This window comes from Bacillus sp. Medicinal_06, from assembly GCF_056711665.1.
The window spans coordinates 495,919-511,461 of the sequence record NZ_JBWYHD010000002.1 but is presented as its reverse complement, the minus strand read 5'-3'; the positions used below and the strand labels follow the sequence as shown (position 1 = coordinate 511,461).

General features: G+C 37.8%; 16 protein-coding genes and 1 other annotated feature. Of the genes, 3 read left to right on the top strand and 13 right to left on the bottom strand.

Going from position 1 to position 15,543, the window contains the following annotated elements; all coding sequences use genetic code 11:
- Window positions 1–28: 28 nt before the first annotated feature.
- The 5 genes from AC1M36_RS06210 to AC1M36_RS06190 form a co-directional block, all read right to left on the bottom strand.
- Window positions 29–313, bottom strand: a complete 285-nt coding sequence (locus AC1M36_RS06210) for a DUF1292 domain-containing protein (protein WP_336450192.1) — start codon at window positions 311–313, stop codon at window positions 29–31.
- Window positions 314–325: 12 nt separating this feature from the next.
- Window positions 326–739, bottom strand: a complete 414-nt coding sequence (gene ruvX / locus AC1M36_RS06205; RefSeq protein WP_336450193.1) for a Holliday junction resolvase RuvX — start codon at window positions 737–739, stop codon at window positions 326–328.
- 3 nt (window positions 740–742) lie between these two features.
- On the bottom strand, window positions 743–1,009 hold the full coding sequence (locus AC1M36_RS06200) for an IreB family regulatory phosphoprotein (RefSeq protein WP_000348589.1): 267 nt from the start codon (window positions 1,007–1,009) through the stop codon (window positions 743–745).
- 78 nt (window positions 1,010–1,087) lie between these two features.
- The gene (alaS, locus tag AC1M36_RS06195) at window positions 1,088–3,730 is read right to left on the bottom strand and encodes an alanine--tRNA ligase (RefSeq protein ID WP_336450194.1); all 2,643 of its coding nucleotides are present in this window, start codon (window positions 3,728–3,730) and stop codon (window positions 1,088–1,090) included.
- A 53-nt stretch (window positions 3,731–3,783) separates the two neighbouring features.
- Window positions 3,784–4,001 (bottom strand) — a binding site (T-box leader).
- Window positions 4,002–4,082: 81 nt separating this feature from the next.
- Entirely contained in the window at window positions 4,083–5,141 is a 1,059-nt protein-coding gene (locus AC1M36_RS06190) for an AI-2E family transporter (protein WP_336450195.1), read from the bottom strand.
- 183 nt (window positions 5,142–5,324) lie between these two features.
- Between AC1M36_RS06190 and AC1M36_RS06185 the strand changes: the two genes are divergently transcribed.
- A complete protein-coding gene (locus tag AC1M36_RS06185; RefSeq protein WP_336450196.1) occupies window positions 5,325–5,537 on the top strand; it encodes a hypothetical protein in 213 nt (70 codons plus the stop codon).
- Between the two features lie 46 nt (window positions 5,538–5,583).
- Here AC1M36_RS06185 and AC1M36_RS06180 read toward each other — a convergent pair whose 3' ends face one another.
- The 7 genes from AC1M36_RS06180 to cymR form a co-directional block, all read right to left on the bottom strand.
- A complete protein-coding gene (locus tag AC1M36_RS06180; RefSeq protein ID WP_098490228.1) occupies window positions 5,584–5,712 on the bottom strand; it encodes a YrzQ family protein in 129 nt (42 codons plus the stop codon).
- A gap of 18 nt (window positions 5,713–5,730) precedes the next feature.
- Entirely contained in the window at window positions 5,731–5,919 is a 189-nt protein-coding gene (locus AC1M36_RS06175; protein ID WP_000490499.1) for a hypothetical protein, read from the bottom strand.
- A 141-nt stretch (window positions 5,920–6,060) separates the two neighbouring features.
- The gene (gene recD2, locus AC1M36_RS06170) at window positions 6,061–8,397 is read right to left on the bottom strand and encodes an SF1B family DNA helicase RecD2 (RefSeq protein ID WP_336450197.1); all 2,337 of its coding nucleotides are present in this window, start codon (window positions 8,395–8,397) and stop codon (window positions 6,061–6,063) included.
- Window positions 8,398–8,499: 102 nt separating this feature from the next.
- Window positions 8,500–9,159, bottom strand: coding sequence for a tetratricopeptide repeat protein (locus AC1M36_RS06165; RefSeq protein ID WP_336450198.1), 660 nt, complete (start codon window positions 9,157–9,159; stop codon window positions 8,500–8,502).
- 112 nt (window positions 9,160–9,271) lie between these two features.
- Window positions 9,272–10,387 carry a tRNA 2-thiouridine(34) synthase MnmA gene (gene mnmA / locus AC1M36_RS06160; protein WP_336450199.1) on the bottom strand — a complete coding sequence of 372 codons (1,116 nt, stop codon included), beginning with the start codon at window positions 10,385–10,387 and terminating at the stop codon, window positions 9,272–9,274.
- Window positions 10,388–10,403: 16 nt separating this feature from the next.
- A complete protein-coding gene (locus AC1M36_RS06155) occupies window positions 10,404–11,549 on the bottom strand; it encodes a cysteine desulfurase family protein (RefSeq protein WP_336450200.1) in 1,146 nt (381 codons plus the stop codon).
- Between the two features lie 35 nt (window positions 11,550–11,584).
- Window positions 11,585–12,001, bottom strand: coding sequence for a cysteine metabolism transcriptional regulator CymR (gene cymR / locus AC1M36_RS06150; RefSeq protein ID WP_000704116.1), 417 nt, complete (start codon window positions 11,999–12,001; stop codon window positions 11,585–11,587).
- A gap of 301 nt (window positions 12,002–12,302) precedes the next feature.
- Here cymR and AC1M36_RS06145 point away from each other — a divergent pair, with 301 nt between their 5' ends.
- Together AC1M36_RS06145 and AC1M36_RS06140 are read left to right on the top strand one after the other, a co-directional pair.
- Window positions 12,303–13,589, top strand: a complete 1,287-nt coding sequence (locus AC1M36_RS06145; RefSeq protein WP_479845653.1) for a replication-associated recombination protein A — start codon at window positions 12,303–12,305, stop codon at window positions 13,587–13,589.
- 37 nt (window positions 13,590–13,626) lie between these two features.
- Window positions 13,627–14,271 (top strand): RsfA family transcriptional regulator, encoded by a 645-nt coding sequence (locus AC1M36_RS06140; RefSeq protein WP_336450202.1) that lies wholly within the window; start codon window positions 13,627–13,629, stop codon window positions 14,269–14,271.
- Window positions 14,272–14,632: 361 nt separating this feature from the next.
- On the opposite strand, the gene AC1M36_RS06135 is transcribed toward AC1M36_RS06140, so the two are convergent.
- A complete protein-coding gene (locus tag AC1M36_RS06135) occupies window positions 14,633–15,400 on the bottom strand; it encodes a tRNA threonylcarbamoyladenosine dehydratase (RefSeq protein ID WP_000903174.1) in 768 nt (255 codons plus the stop codon).
- Window positions 15,401–15,543 lie beyond the last annotated feature (143 nt).

The window sequence follows — 15,543 nt, the reverse complement described above, 5'->3', positions numbered from 1 at the left end:
GTATGTACAGTCCATCTTTTCACCTAAATTACTCTTCGTCCTCTTCTTCTTCAGCAAGCGTGTTAAACATTTCTTGTACCATTTCCCACTCTTCTTCAGATTCGATTGGAAGTAATGTTCCACCTGACTCTTCTTCGTTTTGCTCATATGCCATTGCATCGTAAATTGGATCTCCATCTTCATCAACTTCACCAATTGGTGAGAAGACTACATAAGATTTATTCCCAAATTTTTCAGCATCAAAAGTGAAAATAATTTCACATAAATGTTCGTTTCCTTTTTCGTCTACAATTGTAATTTGATTTTCTTCCATTTTGGTCACCTCTTATTTACTATCTAAATATCCTTGTAAAATCACGACTGCCGCCATCTTATCGATAACTTGCTTCCGCTTCTTTCGACTTACATCAGCCGAAATAAGAAGACGTTCCGCTGCCATTGTTGACAGACGCTCGTCCCACAATACAACTTCTAATTGCAGAAGTTCACGCAAACTTTCAGCATATCGCTGACACGCTTCACCACGTGGACCAATCGTACCATTCATGTTTTTGGGCAATCCTACTACTATCTTGTCCACATTGTACTGTTTTACTAACTCAGAAACCCGATCAAAACCGAAAATTTCTCGTTCTTCATTGATTTTAATCGTTTCTAAGCCTTGTGCTGTCCAGCCCATTTCGTCGCTAATCGCAACACCGACTGTTTTTGTACCAACATCTAAACCTAATATCCGCATAAACTACTCCTCACGATGTTGTTTCAAATAAGACTTCACAAGCTCTTCAATCAATTCATCACGTTCTAACTTGCGAATAATGCTTCGTGCATCTTTATGACGAGGTATGTATGCTGGGTCTCCACTTAATAAATAACCGACAATTTGGTTAATCGGATTATAGCCTTTTTCTTGAAGTGCATCATACACAGTTAAAAGTACATCATTTACATGGACACTCTGTTTTTCATCTTGAAAGTTAAACTTCATTGTTTTATCAAAACCGTCCATTTTAAGCACCTCACTTATAAGTAGTAAGTATAGGGAGAAGAATTTCTCCTCTCCCTACTATTGTACACTACTCTCTCTTTATTTTGAAACAGATTTAACGTACTCTTCTACAAATGCTAAAGCTTCATCCACTTGCGCTGGGTTTTTACCGCCTGCTTGAGCCATGTCAGGACGGCCACCACCGCCACCACCGCAGCGAGAAGCAACTTCTTTCACAAGTTTACCTGCATGGTAACCTTGTTCGATTAAATCTTTCGTTACACCTGCTAGAATATTCACTTTATCATCATTTACAGCTGCTAATACAACGACTGCAGACTCTAATTTATTTTTCAGGTCATCCATCATTGTACGTAAGTTATTCATGTCTGCCACATTTACTTTTGTTGCTAATACATTCACTCCATCAACTGTAAGCACTGAATCTGTTAAGCTTCCTGCTTCAATGTTACTTAATTTAGCAGCAAGGGATTCATTCTCTTTCTGAAGTTGTTTCACTTCAGCAAACAGACCATCTACTCTTGTTAAAATATCTTTCGGATTTGTTTTCATTTTCCCTGCAGCTTCTTTTAATAAACCTACTTGGTCGTTCATTAACTCATATGCAGATTTACCAGTTACTGCCTCAATACGACGCGTTCCTGCTCCGATACCAGACTCAGCAACAATTTTGAAAATACCGATAGATGCTGTGTTATCAACGTGACAACCACCACAAAGTTCTAAGCTGTAATCCCCAACTTGGACAACGCGTACAACATCTCCGTATTTTTCACCGAATAATGCCATTGCACCCATTTCTTTTGCTTCTTCAATTGCTTTTTGAGAAATCTCAACATCAATACTTTCCCAAATTTTCTCGTTTACAATACGCTCAATTTTTTCTAATTCGTCAGCTTGTACTTGACCGAAGTGAGAGAAGTCAAAGCGCAAGCGTTCTGATGTTACAAGAGAACCAGCTTGGTTAACATGTGTTCCAAGTACATCTTTTAGTGCCTGATGCAATAGGTGAGTTGCTGTATGGTTTTTCACAACACTGCTACGGTTCTTCGTATCAATAACAGCTTTTACAGCTGCTTCTTTTGTTAATGTACCTTCTTCTACAACTACTTTGTGTAAGTTTTGACCATTTGGTGCTTTTTGTACGTCTTTTACAAGGACTTTTACACCGTCAGCAAGAAGATAACCGCGGTCTGCGATTTGTCCACCGCTCTCAGCATAGAATGGTGTTACATCAAGCATTAATTGTCCTTCTTCTCCTGCTTGTAAGCTATCTGTATACTCGCCATTTTTCACAAGCGCAACAACATTACTTTCTACCGCAACTGTACCATAACCAACGAATTCACTCGCTACTTTAATTTCTCCAAGTACGCCACCTTGAACTTGCATAGAATCAACGTCTTGACGAGCAGCACGTGCACGCTCACGTTGTTTTTCCATTTCAGCTTCAAAGCCTTCATTATCAACTGTCATACCAGCTTCTTCTGCATATTCTTCTGTTAATTCAATCGGGAAGCCGTATGTGTCGTATAGACGGAACGCGTCTACTCCAGAAATAACAGTTGTTTTTTCTTCTTTCGCTTTTGCAATTACTTCTGCTAAAATTGCTTCGCCATCATGAAGAGTTTCATGGAAACGCTCTTCTTCATTTTTTACAACTTTTGCAATGAAATCTTTCTTTTCAAGAACTTCTGGATAGAAATCTTTCATTACTTCGCCAACAACCGGTACTAATTCAAACATGAATGGACGGTTAATGTTTAATTTCTTCGCATAACGTACAGCGCGGCGTAATAAGCGACGTAATACATAACCACGGCCTTCATTAGAAGGGAGAGCACCATCACCTACAGCGAATGTTACTGTACGAATGTGGTCAGCGATCACTTTAAACGCCATATCTTTTTCTACATCGCCATTGCGATACTTCTCACCAGAGATTGATTCTGTTGCACCAATCATTGGCATAAATAGGTCTGTATCAAAGTTTGTAGGTACATCTTGAACGATAGATGTCATACGCTCTAGACCCATCCCTGTATCGATGTTTTTCTTTGGAAGTGGCGTATATGAGCCATCTGGATTATGGTTAAATTGAGAGAATACAAGGTTCCACACTTCTAAATAACGCTCATTTTCTCCACCTGGATATAATTCTGGGTCACTAAAATCATTGCCGTAAGCTTCACCACGGTCATAGAAAATTTCTGTGTTCGGTCCACTTGGGCCTTCACCAATATCCCAGAAGTTTTCTTCTAAACGAATAATGCGCTCTTTCGGAACACCCATTTTCTCATTCCAAATTGCAAATGCTTCATCATCTTCTGGATGAATTGTAACAGATAGTAACTCTTTATCGAATCCAATCCATTTATCGCTTGTTAAGAATTCCCAAGCCCATGTAATTGCTTCTTCTTTAAAGTAGTCACCAATTGAGAAGTTTCCTAACATTTCAAAGAATGTATGGTGACGAGCTGTTTTCCCAACGTTTTCAATATCATTTGTACGAATTGATTTTTGTGCATTCGTAATACGTGGGTTTTGCGGGATTACACGGCCATCAAAGTATTTCTTTAATGTTGCTACACCACTGTTGATCCATAAAAGAGATGGATCCTCATGCGGAACTAATGATGCACTTGGTTCAATTGCATGCCCTTTTTCCTCGAAAAAGTCTAAAAACATTTGACGAATTTGTGCTCCTGTTAATTGTTTCATCTATATTTCCTCCTTTAAGAAATTCCATAAAAACAAAAAACTCCCGTCCCTATAAAAGGGACGAGAGTTAACTCGCGATACCACCCTAATTATGAACCGATCTTTACAATCTCGGTTCATCACCTCATGGCGCCGTAACGTGGCAAGACGGCAGGGATTAGCTGCTCTCAGGATTAGCGTTCTGTCACCCTTCATTTAAAACTTCTTTCAGCCGATGGAAGTTTCTCTCTAAAAATGGACTGTGACATACTCGTTCCGTCATCAATTTAAAATCATATACTATACATTTATTATATAAACTTATATAAGTTTATGCTATATGCCAAAATTGTAGCGAATCCGTTTCCATTTGTCAATGTTTCCAGAGCGGCTTTATATGAACAACGACTGTTCGAATCACAGCTAAAATAGGCACTGATATCAAAAGACCGACAATCCCACCTATTTCTCCCCCAACAAGCAATGCCAACATAATCACAACCGGATGCATACGAAGCGATTTCCCAACAATATACGGCGATAAAATATTACTTTCAACGAATTGTAAAATAGCAAGAGCTATACCCGCTTTAATAAAAAGATTTGTGGATATCGTTGCTGCAATCATCAATGTTGGAATCGCCCCTAAAATTGGTCCAAAGTAAGGAATAATATCGGTAATTCCAACAATGATACCAAGCAGTAAAGGATACTTCATACCGATAAACCAAAATGCAAGGGCGGACACACTCCCTAAAATTAAACAAACAAATAATTGCCCGCGAATATAGCTCCCTAATGACTTATCAATTTCTTTTGCCAATACTTGTCCTGTACCACGCCATTTACTCGGAATCAACTTCCAAAAAATATGATAAAATTCCCCATAATCTTTCAGTATGTAAAATACAATGAACGGAATTAAGAAAATGATAAGCAATGAATCAAGTACACCGCGGGCCGTACTCATCACTTTATTTAATAACGCCTGTAACTTCATTTCGATTCCAACAAAAATTTGTTTTACTTTCTCATGAATAAACGAGGGAAAATTATCTGTTTGTTCTGTTACACCATCCATCCATGAATCATACATTTTTAGAAATTGAGGGAATTGCTTATTAATTTCCTGTAACTGATTAATAACAATCGGTGTCCCTTTATAAATCCCATAGCCAAGACCACCGAAAAAAAGAATATAAATAAGCAAAATTGCAAGCGTCCGTGGCATTCCTTCTTTATGTAATTTTTCAATTAAGGGATGCAGTAAATACGCAATGAAACAAGCAATAAAAAATGGTGTAATCGCTACTTTAAAAACAAATATAATCGGCGCCCATAATGGCTTGATTTTTAAAAAAACGAGTAAACATAGAAACACTAATAACAATAATCCTAATCGATAGATCCAAATAATTTTAAGATTCTTCAAATGAAAAACCTCCTCCCCTCTTATTTTGAAAAGAAATAGAGAAGGTTATGTGCAAAACTTTAAAAAAATAACTGGACTAAAATAATTTCGTGCGGACCATACTGTTTTAAAAAAACTTACATATATTTAACATCATACGGACAAGCATTTCGGTAGGCTTACAAATAGGTAAGGAGGAATAAAATGGTTTGGTTCATGTTGATTCTTTCAGCACTATTCATGATACTAGAATGGGTTTGCATTGGCTTTGGCATTTGGAAAGGACTTTTCACACGTTCAACGCGAAAAGAACGCGCGAAACAGCTATGGTATTACGGAGTTCTCGGCGTTGGATGTTACGGACTTTCTTATCTTTTTTCTGAAATTGGACTATTTTATTTATATACGAGCACATGAAAAACTCCCTAATGAATAAGGGAGTTTTTTCACTTTGTAGAAATAATTATAGATAAGACTTAATCATTTTACGCGCTCTTTTCATATTGCGCTTTGAAAACATATCTTGTTTACGTGCATATTGATATGCCGCAGCTCCAATACCTAATGCGATTAATGAATTGCGTACGTTCAAAGTAAATCCCCCTTTTGATTATCCGATGGTTCGTTCATTCTCATCAAATAAATCATCAAGAGAACTAAGCGAGCCATCTTCTTCTACTTGATGCGTATGGATTTTCCCCTTTGAAACCGATAATTCAATATAACAGTTCCAGCAATAAAATTGGTTGACACCTATTTTTCCAATATCTTTCCCTTTGCAATTTGGACAACTGAACATATGGCTTTCATCTCCTTACAGTCTCCCAGATTCTATTCGCCATTATGTCCAAACTGCATTCATTTATACATACTAGAACTGCCTTACACTTTCAAAATAACGTTACACATGTTGAAAGGTTCACTATATAATCTCACCTTGCTACATAAAATCATACGGTGAAATGTTTTCCACATCCATCTCCTGGCCATCAATCGTAACCATTTGTACTTCTCCTTTTGATTCCTGCAAGCGACCAGCTAACGTCGTTTGCCGCATCGAATCATCGAGACGATTCACGCCAGATTGAAAAGCTGATTCTTCTCCGCAAATAATTAAAAACTTTTTACTTCTCGTAATACCTGTATAAATTAAATTTCGGCGCAGCATACGATAGTAACTCTTTACAATCGGCATAATTACAATTGGAAATTCACTTCCCTGTGATTTATGAATCGAGCAGCAATACGCATGTGTAATTTGATTTAAATCTGGCTTTATATACGTTACTTCAATCCCATCAAATGAAACAACAACCATATCTTGTTTCTCGACATTTTCTTTCGCATAAAATACAGAAACAATTTCTCCAATGTCACCATTAAACACTTGGCTTTCCGGCTGATTTACGAGTTGAAGAACTTTATCCCCCGTTCGGTACATAACATCACCGTAAGCAATTTCCCTACTCTTTTCTTTTTTCGGATTAAATACTTCTTGGAGCGCCTCATTTAACACATTAATCCCCGCTGGCCCGCGATACATAGGCGCTAATACTTGCACATCTCTTGCGCTAAATCCTTTCGTTTTTGCGTTTTCACATACCTGCTTTACAACTTCAACAATTTGAGCACCTGAGCAACCAATAAACGAACGATCTTTTTTGTTTTGCGCTAAGTCTGGTGGGAGCGTTCCTTTTTTTATCGCATGGGCAAGCTGAATAACAGATGATCCTTCTGCTTGACGATAAATTTCTGTTAACTTCACTGTCGGGATCGCACCCGCATCTAACAAATCTTTCAACACTTGTCCAGGTCCTACTGATGGCAATTGATCTTCATCACCTACAATAATGACTTGAATATTTGTTGGTAATGATTTAAACAGTTGATTTGCAAGCCAAATATCAACCATTGAAAATTCATCTATAATTAGTAACTTTCCTTGCACCGGATCCGTTTCGTTACGCTGGAAAGATCCTTCTGGTGTCCAACCAAGTAAGCGATGAATTGTACAAGCAGGAAGCCCTGTCGACTCACTCATTCTCTTTGCAGCACGGCCTGTCGGAGCTGTTAACAAAATCGGAAACGGATTATCATCACTGTAATCTTTCGGGTTTAATGATAAACCATGCAAGGAAGCATACATTTCAACAATCCCTTTAATTACAGTTGTCTTTCCTGTACCAGGTCCACCGGTTAATAACATCATCGGTTTATGAAGTGCAGTTTGAATTGCTTCTTGCTGAAGCGGCGCATATTGTACTTTTAGCTGCTCTTCAATTTTCCCCAACGTTAATAGTACTTCTGCTTCAGGAAATGAAGGCGTCTCTTCTTGATTCATGAGACGACGAATTGATTTGACAACACCCTTTTCAGAATAAAACAAAGAAGCTAAATAAATGCGCTCGTCTTCAATAATCACTTTCCCTTCTCCTTGCATCATTTCAATACATTGCACTACATCGTCTTCCGTCACAGAACCCTCTTGCTTATTTAAAAGTGAAATCGTTTCTCTAACAAGTTGGCCTTTTTCCATAAATACATGCCCATCTTGCAGTGAAACATTTTCTAGCGTATAGAAACATCCGGCACGTACACGGTCATTATGATTCCCTGATATACCAAGCGCTCTTCCTATATCATCAGCTCTTCCAAAACCGATTCCATCAACTTCTTCAATAAGCTGATACGGATTATTTCGAATGACTTCAAGTGTCATTTCTTTGTATTGCTGATAAATCTTAATCGAAAGCTTCGTTCCAAAACCATAACCATTTAAAAAGCTCATGACCTTTTCCAGACCTTGATGTTCAATGATTGTGTCATAAATTTCTTGGGCTTTCTGCTTGTTTACTACACCTTCTAATGCAGTTGGATCGTCCATAATTTTAGAAATTGCATGTTCTCCGAGATGGTCAACAATCTTTTCTGCTGTTCGCTTCCCAATTCCTTTAAATAAATCACTAGCTAAATATTGCACCATACCTGTTTTTGTTTGAGGTAATTCTTTTTTAAATGTTTCAACTAAGTATTGCTTTCCGTACTTTGGATGGTCTTTAAAGTGACCTGTCAATGTAAATACTTCATCTTCATGCATACGGGGGAAATGACCATTAATCATCACTTTTTTTTCGTCATATGTTTCATTGGTTTCAATGATTTTCATACTGACAACGGAATAGAGGTTTTCTTCGTTGTGGAAAATGGTATGAAGAACTTGTGCTTTTATAAATTTTTTCTCTTCCTCAAACAAATCCATTGCATGTTGATTTCCCATCTTTTCTCTCCTTTCCGGTTTCCCTCACCCTAACGAGCAGTAAAACCCCCACCTCATTTTTTATAATGAGATGAAGGATAACTGCACATTAAAGTACAACTTTTATTCAGCTTCTTGCTCTAATAAACGAATGCCGTTCCCTGCTAAAAAGTGATCTGGTTGAATTTCAGTTGCCTTCTTAAATAAAGCAAGTGCCTTCTCATTATCATCTTCAAATACGTAAGTAACACCTAAATTATAATACGCATCTGCATGCTCTTCATCCATTTGTAATACCTTTTCAAAATAAGGTTTTGCGTATTGAATATGTTCTAACCTTGCAAAGCATAATCCGCATTGGAATACTGCTTCTACGTCTGTCTCATCAAGTTCAGCTGCTCTTTGTAAAAATGGCAGCGCAAGACGATCATCTCCAAGCTGCACCTGTGTCATTCCAAGCATAAATGTCACATCTGCTGATTGTAAGCCAGCTTGCATCGCCTGCTCAAACATTTCTTTCGCTTCTTTAAATTGCTCTTGACTATAATATAAGCTTCCAAGACCATAATAGGCAGTAGCGGATTTTTCATCTAGTTCTAATGCACGTTTATAAAATAAAATCGCACGCTCACTATCGCCCAATACATCTAATAAATTCGCGAAATTGATATATCCGAGCGCATCTTTCGGATTTTCTTCAATTGCTTCTGTAAAGTTTTTAGCTGCTTCTTCCCAGTTTCCTTCTTGCATATATTGGATGCCTGCTTCAAGCTTATTTGACATATTCCTCACCTCTACAACAAATTATAACAAAGAATCTATTTTCCGAGCGAACAAAAATTCGCTCTTTAAGAAAGAAACCTCTGACCGCTAATCGGCAGAGGCTTCTCGTCTTTTATCCTAAATAATCTAATTTCTTACCACTACGATATACTTCATCAATTGTAGCACCGCCCAGGCATTCATCTCCATTATAGAAAACAACCGCTTGTCCTGGCGTAATCGCACGAATTGGTTCATCGCAAAGAATGCGAACAGTATTCTCATCAACAATTTGAACCGTTACACCATTATCTTCTTGGCGATAACGGAATTTCGCTGTGCACTTAAATTCTTTTTCTTTTACTCTGTTGCTTACCCATCCTACATTAGTAGCAATAACTTCATCACCGTATAGAAGCTCGTTATGGAATCCTTGATCAACGTATAAGATGTTCTCTTTTAAGTTTTTCCCAACAGCAAACCATGGATCACCATTACCACCAATACCAAGACCATGACGTTGTCCAATTGTATAGTACATTAAACCGTCATGTTTCCCTTTCACTTCACCAGATAATGTTTGCATCACACCCGGCTGAGCTGGTAAGTAGTTACTTAAGAAATCTTTAAAGTTACGTTCACCAATAAAGCAAATACCCGTGCTATCTTTTTTCGTCGCTGTTGCTAAACCAGCTTCTTTTGCCATTTCACGAATTTGCGGCTTCTTTAACTCACCAAGTGGAAACATCGTTTTTGATAGTTGCTCTTGGCTTAGTTGGTTTAAGAAATATGTTTGATCTTTATTATCATCAACGCCGCGAAGCATTTTATATTCGCCATCGATATAAGCAACACGTGCATAATGACCTGTTGCTACATAATCCGCACCAAGCGCAATCGCATGCTCTAGAAAGGCTTTAAATTTAATTTCTTTGTTACACATTACATCTGGGTTTGGCGTACGACCAGCTCGGTACTCATCTAAAAAGTACGTAAATACTTTATCCCAGTATTGTTTTTCAAAGTTTACTGCATAATATGGGATACCGATTTGGTTACATACTTCGATTACATCATTATAATCTTCCGTTGCTGTACAGACACCATTTTCGTCTGTATCATCCCAGTTTTTCATAAAAATCCCGATTACATCATAACCTTGCTCTTTTAATAAAAGAGCCGCTACAGATGAATCGACGCCACCGGACATCCCGATGACAACACGCGTTTCGTGAGGTAGTTTGTTCATCTTGTCACCTCCTATGCTAGTTTTGCGAGAATCGCTTCACGATTTTCACTGTTTCGTACGCCGCTTTTTCCACTTGTTCTTTCGTATTCCCAAGTCCAAAACTAAAACGTACGGATGAACGTATTTGATCGGAATCTTTTCCAAACATCGCCACTAATACATGTGATGGATCAATAGAGCCAGCTGTACATGCAGAACCACTCGATACTGCAATGCCTGCTAAATCTAAGTTTACAAGAAACGGCTCAATATCCATTCCTGTAAAACTTACATTAAACACATGCGGTAAGCGATATTCTAAGTTTCCGTTTACCTCGAAAGTAATGTCTTCTTTTTGAAAGACAGATATCATTATATCCTTAAATTCTTCATATTGGGCATTTTTTTGCTCACGTGTTTTTTCAGCAAGCAAAACAGCATGCTGAAGTCCAACAATGCTAGGTACATTTTCAGTACCTGCACGACGTTTTCGCTCTTGTTCACCGCCCGTTAATAACGGTTCGAATTTCACCCCTGTGCTAGCATATAGAAACCCTACACCTTTTGGACCATTAATTTTATGCCCAGAGATTGATAATAAATCAATGCCCAAAGTCTTCACATCAATCGCTGTTAAACCGTAGGCTTGTACAGCGTCTGTATGGAAATAAGCTTGGTGTTCTTTTAACAGTTCTCCAATTTCTGTAATCGGTTGAACTGTTCCAACTTCATTATTCCCAAACATAACGGATACAAGAATCGTTTCACCCGTTAACGCCTCTTTCACATCAGAAACTCGAACACGGCCCGTTTCATCAACAGGTAAATATGTCACTTCGAAGCCTTCTCGCTCTAACACTTCACATGTATGCAAGATAGCGTGATGTTCAATTTGCGTCGTAATAATGTGATTTCCTTTGTTGCGATTCGCACGTGCTACACCTAAAAGTGCTAAATTATCAGCCTCCGTACCACCGCTTGTAAAAATAATTTCATTTGGATTTGCATTGATGCTGCGTGCACAAGCGCGTCTTGCTTCATCTACCGCATGGCGCGTTTGTCGTCCATAAAAATGAATACTAGACGGATTACCAAATATCTCTGTCATATATGGAATCATCTTTTCGACTACTTCTGGGTGAGCCGGAGATGTCGCAGCATGATCTAAGTAAATGCGTTCCATCAGATCTCCTTCTTTCCAAATCGTTTCACAAGGAATTAAATGTAAAACATATAACCCCCATGATTTTCTTCCTCATAGCGTACTAAATCTTCTAAAGTTGTACTATCTAATACTTCTTGTACTGCATCACGAACACGCATCCATAATTGGCGCTGTGCTGGTTCTTCCTCTTCTATCATTTCAACAACGCTAATCGGACCTTCTAGCACGCGGATTACATCCCCTGCTGTAATGTTAGCCGGTTGATCAGATAAGACATAACCACCATATGCACCGCGTGTACTTTTTACAAGACGAGCGTTACGAAGCGGAGAGATTAGTTGCTCTAAGTAATGTTCAGATAGGTCATGCGCCTGCGCAATTGATTTTAAAGAAATCGGCCCCTCACCAAACTTTTTCGCAAGGTCAATCATAATTGTTAAGCCGTAACGGCCTTTCGTTGAAATTTTCATCTATTTCGCACCTCTTTTCAAAATTTCACTTCTATTAGTTAAATCTTTATTCTTAAGAAGAACACAATGTAAAAATCAAAATCCTATGAAATTATAGCATAATATAGTATTATAAGAAATTTCAACTTGTGTATCAAAATGATAACATAAATTCGGATTGAAAAACTCGGGAATTATTTCAATCGATAGAAAAATAAAAATATTCACTTAGATTACTTATATTATACAGCATCATATTTCAATTTTTTACCCAAAAGATGTTAACATAGAATGAGATTACATATTAAGGGAGACGGTTACAATGAAACAACCACTCGCACACCGAATGCGTCCAACAAATATTAAAGAAATTATTGGACAAGAGCATTTAGTTGGTGAAGGGAAAATTTTATGGCGAATGGTTCAAGCAAACCATTTCCAATCGATGATTTTATACGGCCCACCCGGAACTGGAAAAACATCCATTGCTAGTGCAATCGCTGGCAGTACAGGAACGCCATTTCGCCTATTAAACGCTGTTACTCATAATAAAAAAGATATGGAAGTTGTCGTGCAAGAAGCAAAGTTGCATCGCCATCTTATGTTAATTTTAGATGAAGTGCATCGCTTAGATAAAGCAAAACAAGACTTTCTCTTACCACATTTAGAAAGCGGGCTTCTTACATTGATTGGAGCTACAACGAGCAACCCTTTCCATGCCATTAACTCTGCCATTCGTAGTCGATGTCAAATCTTTGAATTACACGCTCTAACAGAATATGATATTTCAATTGGTTTAAAGCGAGCGCTGGAAGATAAAGAAAAAGGCTTAGGTGAATATGATGTAATTGTTACAGATGAAGCCCTTCAGCACTTCGCAAATGCCTCTGGCGGAGATATGCGCTCTGCTTATAACGCACTTGAACTTGCAGTCTTATCTAGCTTTACAACAGACGAGCAAAAGGTAGAGATTACATTAGAAATTGCAGAAGAATGTTTACAGAGAAAAAGTTTCATTCACGATAAAGGCGGAGATGCCCATTATGACGTCCTATCTGCTTTCCAAAAATCGGTACGAGGTAGCGACGTAAATGCTGCTCTTCATTATTTAGCACGACTTATTGAAGCTGGTGACTTACAAAGTATCGGAAGAAGACTTCTTATTATGGCATATGAAGATATTGGACTTGCTAGTCCGCAAGCTGGACCACGTACACTCGCCGCAATTGAATCAGCAGAACGCGTCGGGTTTCCAGAAGCTCGTATTCCGCTTGCAAATGCCGTAATTGAGCTTTGTCTCTCTCCAAAATCAAATTCAGCCTACAAAGCGCTTGATGCCGCACTTCACGACTTACGAAACGGACAAACAGGTGATGTGCCGAGTCATTTGAAAGATAGTCACTATAAAGGTGCTGAAGCACTAGGTAGAGGCATCGGATACTTATATCCACACGATTATCCGAATGGATGGGTTGAGCAACAATACTTACCGGATAAAATAAAGAATAAACGATATTATAAGCCGAAAACGACTGGGAAGTTTGAACAAGCACTTTCAGGCGTGTACGAAAGATTACAAAGTTCGCATAAAAGCAAACCAAAAGGGTAATCTAAGCGAAAACGACATGATAATGGAGGTTTCGCTTATGAAAACACGCCAAGATGCATGGACAGGAGAAGATGATCTCCTTTTAGCAGAAACCGTCTTACGACATATTCGCAGTGGCAGCACACAACTAAAAGCATTCGATGAAGTTGGAGATAAATTAAACCGTACTTCTGCCGCTTGTGGATTTCGCTGGAATGCTGAAGTTAGGCAAAATTATGAGGATGCTGTACAACTTGCTAAGAAGCAGAGAAAAGAGTTAAAGCGTTCTGAAGCAAATGTGGAAAAAGAACAACTATTAAAACCAAAACGAAAAGTCATAATTGATGCTGAATTTTCCGAAGAACTTGTTTCTAACAAGCATTCTCTTACAATGCAAGATGTAATCTCATTCTTGCAAAACTTAGGACACAATAATCCTGGGTTAGAAAAGATACAAATTGAAAATGAAGACTTGCACACAAAGCTTGCCTCCTTACAAAAAACAAACGATGAACTAGAGGTCAAACTAGCAGATTTAACGAAAAAACAACAAGCAATCGAAGAAGATTATGCAATGCTTGTTCGAATTATGGATCGTGCGCGAAAGCTTGTGCTAGTAGATGAACAAGAAGATCAAATTGCTCCTATTTTTAAAACCGATCAAAACGGGAATTTAGATATTATATACTCAGCTGAAAATTGAAATACTCCCCACCTCATATTACATGGTGGGGAGTATTTTTATGCATTCAAAACATAATAAGGAAAAATATAACTTTTATGTTATTATAAACCTAACGATATACGTTATTAAAAAAGGGGAGATTGTCTATTTCATTAACGATTTTCAAAATTACACTCGGGATTCTCGTTTTGATTTTAGGTTTTTTACCATTAAAGGCTTGAAAAGATCTGCTTCGTATCAATCGGACCAGTACGATCATTATTTATTACTTTTAATTGCCTTAGAATCTGTCGCACTGCCGATATGGGTATTTCTCACCTAAACTCTTTATACCACATAAAAATGCGTATATCCCTTATAGAATATACGCTTTCTGTTTTTACTCTTGTCCAACACGCTTTACTTCTACATTCTTTATACGTTCACGTACAACATGACTTGCCATAATGAGACCTGCCACAGATGGTACGAATGCATTTGAAGAAGGTGGTAATTTCGCTTTACGAATTTTTGCGTTTTCATCTGGAACGATTTCTTTACGAACCTCTTCACGAATTACGATTGGGTTTTCATCAGAGAATACCACTTTTACACCTTTTTTAATCCCTTCTTTACGAAGTTTCGTACGAATGACTTTCGCAATCGGATCTGTATGTGTTTTGGAAATATCCGCAATACGGAAACGAGTTGGGTCCATTTTGTTTGCTGCACCCATACTTGAGATGATTTTAATTTTACGTCGTAAGCATTGTTTAATTAAATGAATTTTAAACGTAATTGTATCTGATGCATCAACTACAAAGTCTAAACCGTGTTTAAAGAATTCTTCATATGTTTCATCTGTATAAAACATTTCTAATCCTATTACTTCACAGTCTGGGTTAATATCAGCGATACGCTCTTTCATTAATTCTACTTTTGAACGGCCCACAGTAGAAAGTAGTGCGTGAATTTGACGGTTCACATTTGTAATGTCAACAACATCTTTATCAACTAATACAAGGCGTCCTACACCAGAACGTGCTAACGCTTCTGCTGCAAATGAGCCTACGCCGCCAATTCCTAAAATGCCAACTGTACTATTTTTTAATATTTCAAGACCTTCTTTTCCGAAGGCTAATTCATTACGTGAAAATTGATGTAACATGCGTCCCTACACTCCTATTACAAAAATGGTCTACCATGTATTCTAGCGTTTTTCCGACTATTTGTATAGAAAAAGTTACAGAATCTCTAAAAATATATTTCCAATACGAAGAATACAGGAAATATATACATGCATCCATAAAA

What these genes read in the sequence shown, in the direction of transcription:
- AC1M36_RS06185 (WP_336450196.1), top strand. Translation starts at nt 5,325, where the DNA reads ATGGTTTGGTTCATGTTGATTCTTTCAGCACTATTCATGATACTAGAA.
- AC1M36_RS06165 (WP_336450198.1), bottom strand. Translation starts at nt 9,159, where the DNA reads ATGTCAAATAAGCTTGAAGCAGGCATCCAATATATGCAAGAAGGAAAC.
- AC1M36_RS06135 (WP_000903174.1), bottom strand. Translation starts at nt 15,400, where the DNA reads ATGTTACATCAATTTTCACGTAATGAATTAGCCTTCGGAAAAGAAGGT.
- cymR (WP_000704116.1), bottom strand. Translation starts at nt 12,001, where the DNA reads ATGAAAATTTCAACGAAAGGCCGTTACGGCTTAACAATTATGATTGAC.
- recD2 (WP_336450197.1), bottom strand. Translation starts at nt 8,397, where the DNA reads ATGGGAAATCAACATGCAATGGATTTGTTTGAGGAAGAGAAAAAATTT.
- AC1M36_RS06175 (WP_000490499.1), bottom strand. Translation starts at nt 5,919, where the DNA reads ATGTTCAGTTGTCCAAATTGCAAAGGGAAAGATATTGGAAAAATAGGT.
- AC1M36_RS06200 (WP_000348589.1), bottom strand. Translation starts at nt 1,009, where the DNA reads ATGGACGGTTTTGATAAAACAATGAAGTTTAACTTTCAAGATGAAAAA.
- AC1M36_RS06210 (WP_336450192.1), bottom strand. Translation starts at nt 313, where the DNA reads ATGGAAGAAAATCAAATTACAATTGTAGACGAAAAAGGAAACGAACAT.
- AC1M36_RS06145 (WP_479845653.1), top strand. Translation starts at nt 12,303, where the DNA reads ATGAAACAACCACTCGCACACCGAATGCGTCCAACAAATATTAAAGAA.
- ruvX (WP_336450193.1), bottom strand. Translation starts at nt 739, where the DNA reads ATGCGGATATTAGGTTTAGATGTTGGTACAAAAACAGTCGGTGTTGCG.
- alaS (WP_336450194.1), bottom strand. Translation starts at nt 3,730, where the DNA reads ATGAAACAATTAACAGGAGCACAAATTCGTCAAATGTTTTTAGACTTT.
- mnmA (WP_336450199.1), bottom strand. Translation starts at nt 10,387, where the DNA reads ATGAACAAACTACCTCACGAAACGCGTGTTGTCATCGGGATGTCCGGT.
- AC1M36_RS06140 (WP_336450202.1), top strand. Translation starts at nt 13,627, where the DNA reads ATGAAAACACGCCAAGATGCATGGACAGGAGAAGATGATCTCCTTTTA.
- AC1M36_RS06155 (WP_336450200.1), bottom strand. Translation starts at nt 11,549, where the DNA reads ATGGAACGCATTTACTTAGATCATGCTGCGACATCTCCGGCTCACCCA.